The following is a 17143-nucleotide window of genomic DNA, read 5'->3' as shown; positions in this document are numbered from 1 at the left end:
TTTAGGACAGTAGATGTTTTTTTATTAATAATTTGGGGAATCGCTTGATGAATGGAACAACTGACCGATAAATTAGATAGGAGGTGGACTAAATGGATATCGCAGCTTTATCAATGGCAATGAATCAAGCAACTTTAATGCAAAATGTATCTCTAGCTGTAACGAAACAGGCAATGGAGATGCAACAGCAAAATACAGAACAATTAGTTGAAATGTTAGATGCTCCACATCCGACAGCCGGACATACAATTGACGTTCAAGTATGATGAAGCAAAGGTAGCTTGAAATTGGAAGCTACCTCTATCTTTGTGTCTAATGGTAGATTTAAAAAGTAAGTAAAAGCACTAAAATGTAACTTTTTGAATAGGAAAAACTACCAATAGTACGATATACTATTTATTATAACAATTTTTTAGGAGGCGGGATTTGTTGAAGAAGATTTCATACATACTAATGATTATGTTACTAACGGTTCTCGGATTTTCATCGAATAAAACAGCCCATGCTGCACAAATGGTGACTGGAACCTTTGTTGATGTAACATTTTCAGAATATGCAAATTCTAACGGAGTAATAGAAAAAAAGCTTAGTAAAATTACTTTGCAAAATGAAAGCGGTCGTCAAGTTACATACAATATAAATGATAGTGCCCGCCTGTATATTAATAATACAGTGACAACAATCGAAGGCTTTAAGATGGGAATGAAAGTAGAAGCAGAAATTTCCCTTCGCAGTGTTGTTGAGCTTCGAGGTACTTCTAATTCTTCAAATGAAATAGAATCTCCACCAGTTGCACAAAATACGAAAACACTTGCTGGAGTAGTGACAAGTATTGATCCAAATGGACTATTCATTATGCTGAAGCCAGATATTGGGGAGGAAACAACTTACTATATAAATAAAGATACAGAATATCAAAAAAACTCCTCAGCTGTCGATATTAGCGCTTTATATGTGGGGGATCGTGTGAAACTTAGCCTTAAAAATCTAAGCACATCCATTGTCACAAAAATAGACATTAGTGAGACGGGCACATTAGTTGAAAACCTGTATAAAGGTGAGATACAGACAGTTAATGCCAATACAAATAAATTAACTGTCAAAAACCAACATGCTTTTATAAATTGGCAATTTGGCTCTGACACAACAACGGCTTTATCAACGATGAATTTTTCATCGAAGGTTCCGATATATGTTGGAAATACAAAAGTTGATAAAGGTCAATTAAAAAATTACATTGGCAGTCAAGCATATTATGCAACAGTTAAACAATTTGGCAAAGAAGTGATTGAAAAGATTGTTGTATTGAAAAACAATGAGCGAACTTACTATGAGCCTATGCTTTCTGTAGATACTAAATATCAAGTATTAAAACTTAAATCTGCCGGTACATTATACTTCCATGATGGATCGATTTTAATTAGAAATGGTCGTTTAATTGAACCAACTGGCTTATTAGCTTATGGTACAGCCTTTGTTATTTCGGACGGTGCTGCACGTGATCATTATGCCCAAGTTGTGCAAGTAACAAGTGATAGCTTTATGTCACCAAACTTATCAGGTCATGAGTTATATTATGGACGTTTATCACAAGCAGATGGCTATTTAGTCGAAATTGATGATGCGATGAAGATCGAGTCAAATGTCTTCAAGAAAACAGAGCGTACTGTACTATCTGTTAGTAATTCGACAAAGGCAATAGTTGATGATGGTAAAAAAATATATAGTGTCATTCCTGATATTGAGCTTCATTTATTTGAAGGAGAATATGGATACTTCTATGTGAAGGATGGTCATGTGCAGGCCCTTCATATTCTTAATAAAGCGAAGCCGGTTGCACCATTAATGTTAACTGGTAAACTACAGTCAGTTAAATCGAAATATCCAGCTGTAATTAATGTGAAGAGCGTTAGTCAATGGCAAAACGGTCGCTGGTATGAAGCTGGTGAAATGGTTGATATGAACATTGACCAAGCTACAATTATTAAAGCTGGTAAAGTTATTCAAGCATCTGATTTAAAACCTTCTGATCGTTTAGTAGTATTATCAGATCGGTTTGTCAAAGCGCATTTAATATTAGTTGATTAATCAGTTTAGAAGTCTGTGAGTCTTCTGCGAGTGTATTTACGATGAAGGTATTCGCTTGTGGTGGGAAACTTTGTCGCCCTACGTAGAAGGAGAGCAGAGGTTAACCTTTTTCAGGTGTGTTGATAAAAGCAGATAATAATGGTTAATCAACACACCTGATTATTTTGTAAAGGGGAAAAATTATTGACAGCTCCAGATGCGGATATGTATAGAAAGAAAGTGAGGGACAAAAAAGAATGCGAAAACATTTATCTAAAATAATGTTAGTGGTTCTTGCTGTATTTGTTATTGGAGTTACTATCCCAGAAAATGCATCAGCTGTTTCATTAGAAACAACAGGTGCCGTAAAAAATGAATATACATATGAGGAAGCTGTTTTCATTACAGGAACACCCATTATATTTAAAGGTACTAGTAAAGACATTAAAATTACACAAAAAGAATCTAAAGGAAAGTTAACCGAAACACATAGTCTAAAGCTAACAGCAAGTAATGGTGCTACATTGACACGAAGTATGACCTATGAATCTGATGTTGTAGATTATGCTACGATTGGTCAAAAAACATCGAATGGTGTAGTAAAAAAGTATACTGAGAAAATTGTTGTTGGGAAAATAACATATACATTGGTAGATTACCAATTTTCACAAGGGACTGTAGCGGACAATCGTGCAGCCTCTGATTATTACTCAGGAAATGTGATTTCAAGAAAAACATATGCCTATCAAACTGGAACTGGAAAAAATGCAGTTCAAAATACAGTAACAATTGATACTGATAGTCGTCATGCTGGCTATGAAAACTTCTGGGGAGCAACAGAAACACAAATTACAGAAGCTGTTTATAAATATAGCGACGGTAAGACTAGCCATGTGAAAAATCGCTTATCGACAAGCAAATCACGTGTATTAAACTATGAAGAAAACCTAGGAAGTTTAGGGAGCTTTGATGGTGGATATGCGGTAGTAAGTGAAAAAGATGTTATTTCTGAATATACGTATGATTTATCCTCTGGGCAAAAAGGTTCTCTTAATTTAGATAAAGAATATATGCCGACAATTGAACGTTTAATCATTCCTAAGTTCCGTGATTTATCAAATCATTATGCAAAAGGAGCTATTGAAAAATTATACTCTTTAGGTATTTACTCTGATGCAAGTAACTTTTTCTCACCAAATACCCCTATGAAGCGTATTGACTTTACAACGGCGATTGGTAAGGCAGTTGACTTACGTGTTATGGAAGAACCGAAAACGAAAAAATCGACATCAGCTACTAGTATTTTTAAAGATGTTAAACGTACTGTGAAAGATTATGCCTATATTGAGTCTGCGTATAAAAAAGGAATTATAAAAGGTGTAACGCCAGAGTACTTTAAACCTGATAATCAAATTACTCGAGCTCAAGCCGCTACGATTTTTGTACGTGCATTAGGGCTAGAAAATAAAGCGCCAGATCCAGGCTATATGACGAAATTTAAGGATGATGCGCTAATTCCAAACTATTCAAAAGACGGTATATACGTTGCGAATGAGTTAGGCTTAATGACTGGTGACCCTATAACAGGTCGATTTAATCCAGATCAACCATTAACGCGAGCACAAGCATCCGTAGTGTTAGAACGTTTCTTGAATTATTTGGAAAGTGATTTAAAACAAAACTATCGAGATGACATATTGTTCTTTAATTAACGAAAGGGCTGAAAAATAAATGACATATGCTAAAAAAGCATTTCTATCTCTGCTTTGTTTCGTACTAATTTTGATGACAGCAACTCCAGCTGTGACTCAAGCCGCTACGACAATTAATGATGTCCCAACAAATAATGGTAAATACAAAGCTATTTCGTGGGCGGTCGATAATGATCTACTCTCATTGAATAGCGCTAATAACTTTTTACCAAATGAGCAAATAACTGATCGAGAGCTTGTTGTAATGTTTGCGAAGCTCGATAAGAACTATGCACTAACATATAACGACAGTGTCGCATATAACTTCTATAGTGATTTTTATTTACCGTTTAATGGTACTTACACAACAGCCAATCGTTCGAAAGCTGTTACACGTGGACAATTTGCGCGTATATATGCTGCCTTTAAAGGTTTAGATTTAGATGAACCTCAGGCGGTTCAATATTTATACACAAATGATATTTCAACAGGAAGCTCTGGTAAAAAGACATTTGCCGATTTCAATCCTTCTACAAAGCTAACTCGTGGAGATATTGCTGAATTTTTATATCGCAGTGTACAAAACGGCAACTTTGCTGTACTAGGATTAAAACGTGCAGCAGCAGGTCGTGATAACGATAAAATCACATTACCACCAGGCTTCATGGGCTCAAACAACACAGAATTTGAAGAGCCAAAGGATAACTCTAATGATTTTACTGGACCAGAGTATGTGAATAATGCTCTTCAAAGTATTGATGTTGAAAAACCAGATTTAATTGCAAATGATCAAGATTCAACGCTAATTACTGTATCTTTAAAAGCTTGTAATGGTGATCCAATACCTGATGATAAATCTTATACATTCCGTGTAACTTCGTCTTATGGTGCAAAAATCGTTGATACATCTGGTGAAGCTGTTCGAAATGTACAATCAGATGGCTCTACTGTTTCTGCGATTGTTATAGCACCAAAATTAACAAAATCTGTACGTGATACAATTACATTTGAGCTGATTAACAACACAGATCCTGGTATGAAATGTCTTGTAGGTGAGAAATTGAATGCACATGTACGTTACTCACCACAGCCAGAAATGCGCATTGACTATCAAGTGTATGATCCAACAAACACGGATGATGAAAATGGAAATGTTACACCTCCATATGTACCGTATGAAAAATTACCAACGTTCTTTACTGAAAACATTATTAACGTTCATTGGATTAAACCAGAAGAAAAGCTATTTAGTATTGGACAGCAAACGAATGTAACGAATAGTTTAGGAAATGTTGAAAATAAATATTTACAATATGGTGGTAGTGATAAAAATTACCCTGCATTAGGCTATGAAAATGCCATTTTACAGTTTGAGAATTATAATATTTCAGTTTGGCTATTCGAAACAATTATTCAAAAACGCTTAAAGGATTCTATTAGTGATAAGATTGAAATTATGTATATGATTTCAGATGATGGGCGTCCTATTTATCGTATTCAAGGAATTGATGATGCGATTGCCTCACAGGTTGAGAACATTAATCCCGTCGGTTCTATTATTCAACTTATGGGCTATATGCCAGACGAAAAACATCTGACGCTCGAGCATTATGATAGTGTCATGAAAATTAATGCAATTCTAACAAGCTTGAGTAACTATGATCGAACAGTATTATTAAAATACCAAGGTGGTAAATTACTCGGTCAAGTAGAAGCCTATAAAAAACGAGTGGAAGCATTAAAGGAAAGTGCGGATGCGGCATCAAGACCATCGGGTAAAGATCGTTATACTAAGGTAATGGTTACATTAGTAAGACCTGGCGGAGAAATTATTACTGACTACCAAGGAACAGTAAAAATTAAATTTGATGGTGTTGAGAAAACAGCTTCATTTGTGACAAATACTTCGGATTATTTAAATCACACAGGAAGCCCAGGGACAGCTGTAGCATACTTTGATTCGGTTATTTATGGAAAATCAAAAGCTGAAGCAACATTAGTGAATAAAATAGATCCTCGTTATGCAACAATATTGAAGGATTTAAAAGATAAAACATTTACAAAGGAAATTTTCACAAATCCTTACTTTAGTAAAAATTCTTGTTCTTTAGCAACAGAAGTCGCTTACGTAGTTGATTACTCTGCTTCCATGAAAGCTTCTGACCAAACAAATTACCGTGGTAAGAAAATGATGGAAGTAATCAATCAAATTAAGGCAAAAAATAATATTGTTATTGAAACAAATACAAAAGCTACTGTTCTTGCAGAGGGCAGTACAGACAATGTCTTGAAAAAAGATCTATATAAAGCATCGAAAGAGAAAGGTGCCACAGATATTTTTGCAGGTATAGATCTCGCTCTGTCTAAATTCTCAAATGACTCGAAAACCTCTAAATCTATAATTGTTGTATCAGACGGTAAAACTAGTAAATCGAAAATGACAAAAGTGCTAAACGATGCGAAAAATAAAGGGGTTAAGGTTTACACTGTAAGTATGGGTAAAAAATCACAAGTCAATGATGCAATTTTAATGCAACTGGCTAGTGAAACTGGTGGTACTTATTACCACGCAAATGATAACTTACAATTACATCAAGTTTTCCAAAAAATGATTGATTCAATTTTATGTAAAACTTCGGCGTCAAGTTGCGTGACTCCTGAAAATCTATTTGAAGAAGCGACAGTCACTCTACGCAAAGGCAATATTACAATGAATGCAAGAATTGATGGTAATTGTTCAAATGTTGCAAAGGTTAATGTACGATTCCCTTCTTTAAGTGGAGATGTGCAATTTGAATTGAATAAGCGTAGTGATAGTGTTTACATGCTAACAAAAACAGTTCAAACAATGCAGGACTTCAAAGTTAATGATGAGATTGAATTTGTAGCATATGATAAAGACGGTAAAATTATTGCTATAAAAACTGTAACAATCACAAGTTAATAAACTAATACTCAAATTTACGCTGAACTAATAGAAACAATTAGTTCAGCTCTTTTTTGATTTTAGATGCTAATTTTTATAGCATTCAATAAAACGTGTGGTTGATTTCCGTTCCGCCAAGGCGCTTTCCTGGGGGCGTCCGATGAGCCGCTTCACTCGCGTTCCTCTATCGCTGATCCCCGAGGAGTCGCCCAGCCACCACTCTAATCAACTTATCCCCAACATACGTTTAAAAAATTTTTTATCCTAAAATTCAGTAATGAACCTTTCAATTTATAAATTTATTAAATTTGGCCATATTACATCTAAAGATAATTTGAGGTGTAGACAAATGAACAGAACTTTCATTTTGTACATTTTTTTTAATAAGATTACATGCATCTGCAAAAGATAAACCAAAAACTAAAACTACCGCTTAGAGTCCCCCAATAAATTTTACACACCAATTTGGACGATTTACCGATTCAAAAATGGAGTCAATGACGTATTTGAAGTGATATTTATAAATGATCAATCATCTGAAAATTACTATAAAATTGACATTCGTCCACTAAAGTATAAATTGCCTTTAAGAGAGAAACATGTATTAAATACTTTTGAATTAATAAATGAGACTGTAGCCACATATATGAAAATTTCAGGTTTTCATGTACTTGTTTTCTATAGAGACAATTTGCAGTATATGCTAAGTAGATAAACGAGTTGTAAATAAAGTGACAGCTGAAACTTTAGTAGACATAGCCAATTCTATTGATTATTAAATGGAACAGAAAAATTTTTTCATGTTGACTTAAGGTAAAATTAGCCTGTTAAAGATAATTCAACATTTCTATTTTTATACCTCAATAATAAGTTTCCTTAAACTGTTTAAATAAATAATAGAGATGTTCAAATTTGGTTCAACTCTATTATTTATTTTGAAAGCATAATGGCCCTCAGAAAACTAATAATGGATATTCTCATTCTAAAAGTGTTCCGATAAAACTCAAAAGTTGGATGACATTTTATTAAAACGGAAATCAACCACATGTTATGTCAGATTTTAAATTTGAAACCTTACGTATAATTTGTTACACTTAGTTTATAATAATTCTAATGTAGATGGCGGATTTCGGTTCTTCATGACATGTTCACAAATTATTGATGAACTCTTGTCGAACTGTGCTATAATGAGATTTGTTAATTAGAACGTGAGAGGTGTTATTCATGCATACCATCGTAGTAGGCTTGAATTATAAATCGGCGCCAGTTGAGATTCGTGAAAAGTTATCATTCATAGAGAGTGAACTACCACAGGCAATGGAAGCGCTGCAAAAGCAAAAAAGTATATTAGAAAACGTTATTGTTTCGACATGTAACCGCACAGAAATATATGCAGTAGTTGATCAATTGCATACTGGACGTCATTTTGTAAAACAATTTTTAGCAAATTGGTTCGACCTACCTGTGGAGACTTTTTCTTCGTATTTAACAATTCGTGAAGAAGATGAGGCAATCGAGCATTTATTTAAAGTGACGGCTGGAATTGATTCGATGGTACTTGGTGAAACTCAAATTTTAGGACAAGTACGAAAAAGCTTCTTAAATGGACAAGAGATTGGTACAACAGGTACGGTATACAATCAGCTATTTAAACAAGCGGTGACATTTGCGAAGCGTGCACATAGTGAAACGGCTATCGGTGAAAACGCGGTATCTGTGTCTTATGCAGCAGTTGAATTAGCGAAGAAAATATTCGGATCTTTACAACGTAAACATGTAGCAATTTTAGGTGCAGGAAAAATGGGGGAACTTGCTATTGAGAACCTTTACGGTAGCGGTGTAGGAAAAGTAACCGTAATTAACCGAACGTTCGAAAAAGCAGAAAGTCTGGCAGCTAAATTTGACGGTGAAGCAAAATCTATGAAGGAATTACAATGTTCGTTATTAGAAGCGGATATTTTAATTACGTCTACAGGTGCAACAGATTATGTTATTGACTATGAATTGATGCAATTTGTAGAACGTTTGCGTAAAGGTAAACCATTATTTATGGTAGATATTGCAGTTCCACGTGATATTGATCCACGTGTTGGAGATTTACCAAATGTATTCTTATATGATATAGATGATTTACAAGGCATTGTAGAAGCAAACTTAGTAGAACGTGAACGTGCTGCGGCTGATATTTCTGTAATGATTGGTAAAGAGGTTGTGCAATTTAAAGATTGGGTTGCGACTCTAGGCGTTGTCCCTGTCATTTCTGCTTTACGTAAAAAAGCGAAACATATTCAAGAAGAGACAATGATTAGTATCGAAAATAAAATGCCGGATTTAACGGAGCGAGAACGTAAAATTTTAAGTAAGCATACAAAGTCTATTATTAATCAATTGTTAAAAGAACCAATTTTACAAGCTAAGGAAATGGCAAATTCACCAAAAGCAAATGAACAGTTACGTTTATTCCAACAAATTTTCGGTATTGAGGATGCTGTGGAAGCTGAAGTTACTGCGATGACAGAACAAGAGCTTGAACGCAAAGAGCGCTTACAGTCGTCACAATCTTCCACTGAACCAAAGTATTCTTTCTAACTTCTTTCAGCAAATCTCTTTTGTAGATAAAGCAAAGCGTGGGCTACAGAAGTCTCCCACCTCTATAGGTTGTGAGATGAATGCAGGTTAAAGTTACTTTTCAGCAGGTGTCCAAAACCAAACATCCGCTGAAAGAAGTTAAAGCCTCCGGCGGATGTCACAGAATCGGAAAGGACTTCTTAGGGGATGTTAGCCTAAAATCATCGCATCCATGCGATAACGGCTAACTGACCTGCTTCGTGCAGGCCTAAGCACAAAGCCGATTCCGGACGCAATTATGCCAAGGCATAATTGATAGATGTCTATGTGTTCGCGGTGCAACTTTAGAAAAGTTGTCCTTCGAGCTTTTCCCGCGAACGAGATTTTCTACTGATTTTTAAATGAGGCGTTTTCGTATCTGTATGGTAAACTAAGGATACGAAAACGTTTTTTTTTCTAGGCTAAAGTACACTACTTTAGCACTTTCAAAATAAAGAAGGGATGTCTATTGGCTGATTTGACAATGACAAGGCTCTATGAAGTAATGATCGTCTTGTATGGGATCAGTCTAGTATTTTACTTTACTGATTACTTTTATAAGCAAATACGAGCAAGGCGAATTGCTTTTTGGCTTGTTTCATTCGTATGGGTAATTCAAAGTGCCATTATACTATTAACTTTTGTGGAAACGAAGCGGTTTCCGATTTTATCCTTGTCAGAAGGGATTCTCTTTTATTCCTGGTTGCTCGTGACATTATCAATTATTTTGCATTGTATTGCACGGGTTGATCTTCCGGTGTTTATTATTAATATACTAGGATTTTTATTCGCTAGTATCTTTACTTTTATGCCGAAACGGTCAACAGGAGTAGTTAGCGATACTTTAATTTCGGAATTGCTGTTTATTCATATATCATTTGCAATTTTATCGTACGCAATGTTTTCGTTAACATTTGTTTTTGCGATATTGTATGTAGTATTATATCGTTTGCTTAAAAAGAAAAAATGGTCACATTTATGGACAAGGTTGCCATCACTACAGCAGACGAGTAACTGGATGAATGTTTCATTTTTCATTGCTATTCCAGTGCTATTTGTAAGTTTAGTTTTAGGGTTTGAATGGGCACTACTAACGCTAGAGAGTTTTTCAATTTTTGATGCGAAGATTATTGGGTCCTTTATTATTTTAATTTTGTATTGCTCTATATTGTATGTGAATCGTAAAGGTAAACTGACAGGGACAACTTATGCGTGGGTACATATATACGCTTATCTATTAGTTGTTGTTAACTTCTTTTTAGGAAGTAGTTTATCACGATTCCATTTATGGTATTAGAAGAGAGGTTGGAGACTGTTGAGAAAAATTATTGTAGGTTCTAGAAGAAGTAAGCTAGCTTTAACACAAACAAATTGGTTTATCAATGAGTTAAAAGCAGCTGGTGTACCATTTGAATTTGAAGTAAAAGAAATTGTCACGAAAGGTGATCAAATTTTAGATGTGCAGCTATCTAAGGTAGGTGGTAAAGGGCTTTTCGTAAAAGAAATTGAACAAGCACTTTACGACAAAGAAATTGACTTTGCTGTTCATTCTATGAAGGATATGCCTGCAGTACTGCCTGAAGGATTAGTAATTGGCTGTATTCCACCACGTGAAGATGCGCGTGATGCATTTATTTCAAAAGGACATGTGAAATTTGCCGATCTTCCAGCAGGAGCTGTTGTGGGGACAAGTTCTCTTCGTCGCAGTGCTCAACTTTTAACCGTCCGTCCAGATATAGAAATTAAATGGATTCGAGGAAATGTAGATACACGCTTAGCTAAACTTGAAACTGATGAATACGATGCTATTATTTTAGCGGCAGCTGGACTTAAACGCCTTGGCTGGAGCGATGATGTGGTGACTGAGTTTTTATCTGTAGAAGAGTGTCTACCAGCAGTAGCTCAGGGTTCTCTAGGTATTGAATGCCGTGGAGACGATATGGAGCTATTAACGGAATTAGGCAAGTTAACAGATAGCCTAACATGGAAAGAAGCACATGCAGAACGTGCTTTCCTAGCGGCTATGGATGGTGGCTGTCAAGTACCTATCGCAGGATACGCAAAGTCTAATGGGGAAGAAATTACATTAACTGGACTTGTTGCTGCACCAGACGCTTCAGTTGTTTATAAGGAAACGGTTGTGGGCACTGATGCAGAAGCAGTTGGAAAAGAGCTTGCTGAAATATTAACGAAGCAAGGTGCTTTTGAATTAATTCAACGAGTAAAGGCAGAGCAAGATGCAAAATAATTTACCTTTAGAAGGTAAAATAATTATTTTGACAGGGACATCTAAGACGACAACAATAATAGATGATATTACAGCTTTAGGTGGCCAAGCAGTAATTGCCCCATTGATAGAAACTGGTGAGCTGATCGATAAAAACGATGCTGTGCAATTAGAGTTTGCGCGTCAATTTGAATGGCTCATTTTTACGAGTCAAAATGCTGTAGAAGCTTTTGCTAGTAAGATGCGCCGATTTAATGTAAATGCAGCACATTTTCCAGGGAAAATTGCTTCTATTGGTACAAAAACTACTACAGCCTTAGAACAGCTAGGATTCCATGTGAGCTTTATGCCTTCTATATTTAGTGCAGATGTATTTGTTCAAGAATTTCCTAGTGTAGCAGGTAGCAATCCTACATGTTTATTTATTCGTGGAGAAAAAGCGAAAAACACATTAAAGGAAGGGCTACCCTTTAAATTGAAGGAATGGACCGTTTATGAAACGATTGAGCGACACGACCAAAAACAACTAATGATTGAATGTATCCGTGCGAATAGCGACGTCACAGTGATTTTTGCTAGCCCTTCCGCTGTTGATGTCTACGCTAAGGATGTAGCTTCGGTAATTGGTTGGGAGGCAGTACGTGTAGCCGTAATCGGTCATATTACAGAAGCAGCTATTTTGAATCACGGTGCTATTGTGGATGTTATGCCGAGCGTATATACAATGCAAGCAGTCATCGAGGAAATAACGAGAGTAGGAGAAAGAAAATGACAAAATTACAATTTCAAAGACATCGTCGTTTGCGTGCAAATGCTGCAATACGATCAATGGTAAAAGAAACATACTTACACAAAGAAGACTTAATTTATCCAATCTTCGTTATGGAAGGCGAAAACATTAAAAATGAAGTATCTTCTATGCCGGGAGTTTTTCAATTTTCATTAGATAAACTTGAAGCTGAGATTGATGAAGTTGTTGCTTTAGGTATTCCTGCGGTTATTTTATTTGGCTTACCTGCAGAAAAAGATGCAGTTGGGACTGGTGCATTCCATGATCATGGTATTGTGCAAGAAGCAACACGACTTATTAAAGCTCGCTACCCAGAGCTTTTAGTTATTGCAGATACATGCTTATGTGAATTTACAGACCATGGTCATTGTGGCTTAATTGAAGGCGATCAAATTTTAAATGATTCTTCATTAGATGTTTTAGCACGTACAGCAGTATCACAAGCCAAAGCCGGTGCGGATATCATCGCCCCTTCCAATATGATGGATGGTTTTGTGGCTGCCATTCGTGCAGGTCTAGATGAAGCAGGCTTTGAAAATGTTCCGATTATGTCATATGCCGTAAAATATGCATCTAGCTACTATGGTCCATTCCGAGAAGCAGCTGATGGTGCGCCTCAATTTGGTGATCGTAAATCATACCAAATGGATCCATCGAATCGTATGGAGGCATTCCGTGAAGCAGAGTCGGATATTGCTGAAGGTGCGGATTTCTTAATCGTAAAGCCAGCTCTAAGTTATTTAGATATTATTCGTGATGTGAAAAATAACTATACATTACCGATTGTTGCATACAACGTTTCTGGTGAATATGCAATGATTAAAGCAGCGGCTATTAATGGCTGGATTGAAGAGAAAAAAGTAGTGCTTGAAACGTTACTTAGCATGAAACGTGCAGGCTCAGATTTAATCATTACGTATCATGCTAAAGATGTTGTACGTTGGTTGGAGGAGAAATAAATGACGCGTTCTTACGAAAAATCAAAACAAGCTTATGCTGAAGCAATTAACTTAATGCCAGGTGGTGTTAGTAGCCCAGTGCGTGCATTCAAATCCGTAAATATGGATCCAATCTTCATGGAATCTGGTCACGGTGCTATTATTAAAGACATTGATGGCAATGAATATATTGATTATGTATTATCATGGGGACCTCTAATTTTAGGTCATTCACATCCAGAAGTTGTACAAGCAATTGCAGAAACAGCAGCGAAAGGCTCTTCGTTTGGAGCACCTAGCTATACAGAAAATCGATTAGCCAAATTAGTGTTAGATCGACTTCCTGGTATGGAAATGATTCGCTTCGTGTCTTCTGGTACAGAGGCTACGATGTCTGCTTTACGTGTGGCTCGTGGTGTTACAGGGCGCGATAAAATTTTAAAATTTGAGGGTTCTTATCATGGTCACGGAGATTCCTTGCTTATTAAAGCAGGCTCAGGGGTAGCTACATTAGGCTTACCTGATAGCCCAGGTGTCCCAGCGGATATTGCACGTAATACGTTAACAGTAGCGTACAATGATTTAGAAGGGGCAAAACTAGTTTTCGAAAAGTTTGGTTCAGAGCTTGCGGCAGTAATTGTTGAGCCAGTCGCAGGAAATATGGGCGTTGTCCCTCCACAACCGGGCTTCTTACAAGGTTTACGTGAATTAACAAAGGAACATGGAACATTGTTAATTTTTGATGAAGTTATGACTGGCTTCCGTGTTGACTATGGCTGTGCACAAGGTTATTTTGATGTAACACCAGATATGACAACATTAGGAAAAGTAATTGGCGGCGGACTTCCTGTCGGTGCATTTGCAGGGAAAAAGGAAATTATGGAGCAAGTGGCACCAGCGGGTCCAATCTATCAAGCTGGGACTTTGTCAGGGAATCCGTTAGCAATGACAGCTGGCTATGAAACATTAACTCGCCTTGATCATAATTCTTATGAATACTTCAAAAAGCTAGGAGATCAATTAGAGGCTGGTTTCCGTGAAGCCGCAACGAAATACAATATTCCACATACTGTAAATCGCGCTGGTTCAATGATCGGTTTCTTCTTTACGAATGAAGATGTTATTGATTTTGCTACAGCAAAAACGTCTGATTTACAATTATTTGCTGAATACTTCCGTCTAATGGCAGAGGAAGGTATTTTCTTACCGCCATCTCAATTTGAAGGTTTATTTATTTCTACTGCACATACGGAGGAGCATATCGCAAGAACAGTTGATGCCTTCCATAAAGTATTTGCACAATTAGCAAGATAACAGGTTGTTACAAAATAGCATGCTAGAAGTATTTTCTGGCATGCTATTTTTTTGTCGATAAAGTTATGCAATATGCTAGGAGTGTTGATTGGGGAAATATAAGTGTATTATTGGCTAATAAAAGGATTTTTTTGATGATATTTTGCTAATGTATGTCCATTTTTACTGATTGTAGCGTAGGGCTACTCGACTCCCGCGGGAAAGCGAGTAGCCCGTAACGGAAATCAGAGCCTTCTATATAATTATAGTGGATAAAAATGGTTAATCAACACACCCGTTAAATTACATTGAGTGTATGATCGTTACCGCTGAAAAAATTTTTATTAAAATTATAACTTTCAGCATAGCCAAATTGAGGGCGAAATCGTATATAATAGAGCTATTCGTAAAAGAAAGTAGTGAATTGATATGGCAACTGGCACACATATGGTCGAAGTACCCGTAGGAATTGAAAATGTATGGGATTTCGTCAGTGATATGGAAAAATGGGCAAAGCTTGTCCCAGGTTATAATGCACATGAAATGATTGATGAAAAACATTCAAATTGGACGTTTAAAGGCAATGTTGGTGTTCTGAAAAAAACAGTACAAGTAGAGATTACTATTTTAGAATGGGCAGCGCCTACAAAAGTAACATTCGAATTAAAAGGACTTTCTGATAACTTTTCAGGAAACGGTTATTTCCTAGCAGAAAGTATTGATGCAGAAAATACAAAGATGACAGGCTTCTTAGAAGTAACAGCAGGAGGATTAGCTGGTCCTGTTTTAAATCCTATCTTTAAGCCAATCGTACCGAAAGCAACACAAATGTTAACAGACCGTGTAGCAAATAGAATTAAATTGGTGAATGTATAATTACTTTGTTGAACCAACAGTAAAGAGGCATGCTAGAAGTTTTCTAGTGTGCCTTTTTTAGGCTCATTATTGGGGTTGATTACCGTTATGGCCGGGGCACTTCCCTTGGGAACAATACAAAATCCGAACGCATTGTTTATCTCCGCGAAAGCAAAGTGACAGCTACATTATTACGACAAGACGAAATTGATTAATCATCTTATAGCATACTATCCTTCGGAGCTTCATATGATGCAAGGGGAGGGATTATTATCGAACAGAAAACTTGGAATATGAGTGAAACTTTTTGCTTTCCTGGTTATGGCAGTCCAACAGAAATAGCAGACGTACAAATTAAGCCACGGTGGCAGACGATGCAGTTAGAAGATTCTCTACGATTAATGGGTATTTATCATATCACAGCACATGTTCGTTTTGATTTTCAAGACATGCAAGCTTTCCTAGGTGATGAAGAATTAGTACAAATTGATGCTCTCGATATTCAAGGGGATACTGGTTATTTTGAGTATGCAGTTCCTTTAAATGTGGATTTACCAAAGGAAGCAGCTATTGAAGATTTAATGGTAAAGGATGTCCGACCTAAATTGACTAATCAGATGTGTCAGCTCGAATGGACGGTTACAAGTATTTTTAATGAGCCTGAGCCAGCATTCGAAAAAGCGCATGCTTTAGAAAAACAGCCTGTCACTGTCAATGCCTCAGCTCATATAGAGAATGGATCTCTTATAAAAGAAACAGCAGCAGTAGCTTCAATTCAAGAAGAAAAACCTGCGGCTGTAGTGGCTTCGGCACAAGAAGAAAAAACCATAGCTGTAATGGGTTCGGCACAAGAAGAAAACTCTACAGTTGTAACAACATCAGAACAAGAGGAAAAATCAAAGTTTGTAACATTTGCAGTAAGTAAGGAAAAGTCTGAAGCAATAGTAGCTTCAGACAAAAAAGAAAAGCCTGCACCAGCTGAGCAAAAAACAATGTTGAGGGAATCCTCAAGTCAAATTGTAGTCCGTGAATCCAGCTCCTGGCATGAAGTTCCATCAATGATTTGGGATTTAACGGAAGATTATACACCGCTAAAGGTTCGTGTTTCAAATGACTTCATTCAAAAGTAAATAGCATAGAAGTAGTAGGAGCAATAAGATGATAAAATCTCCAGATGTTGGAATGATGATGACACGTATAAACTGAAAAACACAAATTGGTACAATTATCGTTTTACAATAAAAACGGAATTGTCGTAACCAAGGTGGTAAATGCCAAGGGTTATACTTACGTCGTCGCATTTGAATTTTCACTTCCTTTTCTAGTAGTGCTTCCTAAAAAATGACTAAATCACTTGAAAAAATGAACGATTTTGCGGTACAATGTGAAAAAGTCGAATATAGATGCTATGACAGGGAAGAGTAAATTATTAGTACATTTTAAGAGAGGAAACGGTAGCTGAAAAGTTTCTATTTGTACCTAATTGAATGTAGCCCTCGAGCAGCTTTAGTGAACTAACAGTAGTTAAAGCCGGTTAAACACCGTTACCGAATTGAGAGCCAGTAGTAAAAGGTTTAAGCAAGTAGTACATTTTTTTTCTAATGAAATGTGTGACAGCTTAACTCGCCTCTGCTGGAATTAAAGGTGGTACCGCGAACTTAAACTCCTTCGTCCTTTTTGACGTTAGGAGTTTTTTTTATTTTCATTAATCTTCTGTTAAATGTGCCTCTACCTAGACATAAAAACAGA

The 17143-nt window shown here is 36.4% G+C and carries 13 protein-coding genes and 1 other annotated feature; of the genes, 12 read left to right on the top strand and 1 reads right to left on the bottom strand.

Annotated elements, in window-relative coordinates; translation table 11 throughout:
• Positions 1–92: 92 nt before the first annotated feature.
• The 12 genes from ACYQ73_RS11340 (at position 93) to ACYQ73_RS11285 (ending at position 16524) form a co-directional block, all read left to right on the top strand.
• Positions 93–266 carry a YjfB family protein gene (locus tag ACYQ73_RS11340; RefSeq protein ID WP_012295488.1) on the top strand — a complete coding sequence of 58 codons (174 nt, stop codon included), beginning with the start codon at positions 93–95 and terminating at the stop codon, positions 264–266.
• Between the two features lie 163 nt (positions 267–429).
• Positions 430–2088 (top strand): hypothetical protein, encoded by a 1659-nt coding sequence (locus tag ACYQ73_RS11335; protein WP_460012590.1) that lies wholly within the window; start codon positions 430–432, stop codon positions 2086–2088.
• Between the two features lie 236 nt (positions 2089–2324).
• Positions 2325–3779 (top strand): S-layer homology domain-containing protein, encoded by a 1455-nt coding sequence (locus tag ACYQ73_RS11330; RefSeq protein ID WP_460012589.1) that lies wholly within the window; start codon positions 2325–2327, stop codon positions 3777–3779.
• A gap of 73 nt (positions 3780–3852) precedes the next feature.
• Positions 3853–6702 (top strand): vWA domain-containing protein, encoded by a 2850-nt coding sequence (locus tag ACYQ73_RS11325; protein WP_460012656.1) that lies wholly within the window; start codon positions 3853–3855, stop codon positions 6700–6702.
• 1206 nt (positions 6703–7908) lie between these two features.
• Entirely contained in the window at positions 7909–9273 is a 1365-nt protein-coding gene (hemA, locus tag ACYQ73_RS11320) for a glutamyl-tRNA reductase (RefSeq protein ID WP_460012588.1), read from the top strand.
• A 487-nt stretch (positions 9274–9760) separates the two neighbouring features.
• Positions 9761–10588, top strand: a complete 828-nt coding sequence (gene ccsA / locus ACYQ73_RS11315) for a cytochrome c biogenesis protein CcsA (protein WP_460012587.1) — start codon at positions 9761–9763, stop codon at positions 10586–10588.
• 18 nt (positions 10589–10606) lie between these two features.
• On the top strand, positions 10607–11539 hold the full coding sequence (hemC, locus tag ACYQ73_RS11310) for a hydroxymethylbilane synthase (RefSeq protein ID WP_460012586.1): 933 nt from the start codon (positions 10607–10609) through the stop codon (positions 11537–11539).
• A complete protein-coding gene (locus ACYQ73_RS11305) occupies positions 11529–12290 on the top strand; it encodes a uroporphyrinogen-III synthase (RefSeq protein ID WP_460012585.1) in 762 nt (253 codons plus the stop codon). The genes hemC and ACYQ73_RS11305 overlap by 11 nt, the downstream gene beginning before the upstream one ends.
• Positions 12287–13267: a porphobilinogen synthase gene (hemB, locus tag ACYQ73_RS11300; protein ID WP_460012584.1), complete on the top strand. Its 981-nt coding sequence runs from the start codon at positions 12287–12289 to the stop codon at positions 13265–13267. The genes ACYQ73_RS11305 and hemB overlap by 4 nt, the downstream gene beginning before the upstream one ends.
• Entirely contained in the window at positions 13268–14560 is a 1293-nt protein-coding gene (gene hemL / locus ACYQ73_RS11295; protein WP_460012583.1) for a glutamate-1-semialdehyde 2,1-aminomutase, read from the top strand.
• 408 nt (positions 14561–14968) lie between these two features.
• Positions 14969–15415, top strand: coding sequence for a CoxG family protein (locus ACYQ73_RS11290; protein ID WP_460012582.1), 447 nt, complete (start codon positions 14969–14971; stop codon positions 15413–15415).
• A 272-nt stretch (positions 15416–15687) separates the two neighbouring features.
• Entirely contained in the window at positions 15688–16524 is an 837-nt protein-coding gene (locus ACYQ73_RS11285) for a valyl-tRNA synthetase (RefSeq protein ID WP_460012581.1), read from the top strand.
• On the opposite strand, the gene ACYQ73_RS11280 is transcribed toward ACYQ73_RS11285, so the two are convergent.
• Positions 16501–16707: a hypothetical protein gene (locus ACYQ73_RS11280; protein WP_460012580.1), complete on the bottom strand. Its 207-nt coding sequence runs from the start codon at positions 16705–16707 to the stop codon at positions 16501–16503. The two genes, ACYQ73_RS11285 and ACYQ73_RS11280, sit on opposite strands and share 24 nt — an antisense overlap.
• 86 nt (positions 16708–16793) lie before the next feature.
• Positions 16794–17073 (top strand) — a binding site (T-box leader).
• The last annotated feature ends 70 nt before the right edge of the window (positions 17074–17143 follow it).

This window comes from Lysinibacillus sp. CTST325, from assembly GCF_054665055.1.
This window is presented reverse-complemented; position numbering and strand designations above follow the sequence as displayed.

Coding starts and splice junctions, on each gene's coding strand:
- ACYQ73_RS11285 (WP_460012581.1), top strand. CDS start 15,688: ATGAGTGAAACTTTTTGCTTTCCTGGTTATGGCAGTCCAACAGAAATA.
- hemB (WP_460012584.1), top strand. CDS start 12,287: ATGACAAAATTACAATTTCAAAGACATCGTCGTTTGCGTGCAAATGCT.
- ACYQ73_RS11330 (WP_460012589.1), top strand. CDS start 2,325: ATGCGAAAACATTTATCTAAAATAATGTTAGTGGTTCTTGCTGTATTT.
- hemL (WP_460012583.1), top strand. CDS start 13,268: ATGACGCGTTCTTACGAAAAATCAAAACAAGCTTATGCTGAAGCAATT.
- ACYQ73_RS11290 (WP_460012582.1), top strand. CDS start 14,969: ATGGCAACTGGCACACATATGGTCGAAGTACCCGTAGGAATTGAAAAT.
- ACYQ73_RS11325 (WP_460012656.1), top strand. CDS start 3,853: ATGACAGCAACTCCAGCTGTGACTCAAGCCGCTACGACAATTAATGAT.
- hemA (WP_460012588.1), top strand. CDS start 7,909: ATGCATACCATCGTAGTAGGCTTGAATTATAAATCGGCGCCAGTTGAG.
- ACYQ73_RS11305 (WP_460012585.1), top strand. CDS start 11,529: ATGCAAAATAATTTACCTTTAGAAGGTAAAATAATTATTTTGACAGGG.
- ACYQ73_RS11340 (WP_012295488.1), top strand. CDS start 93: ATGGATATCGCAGCTTTATCAATGGCAATGAATCAAGCAACTTTAATG.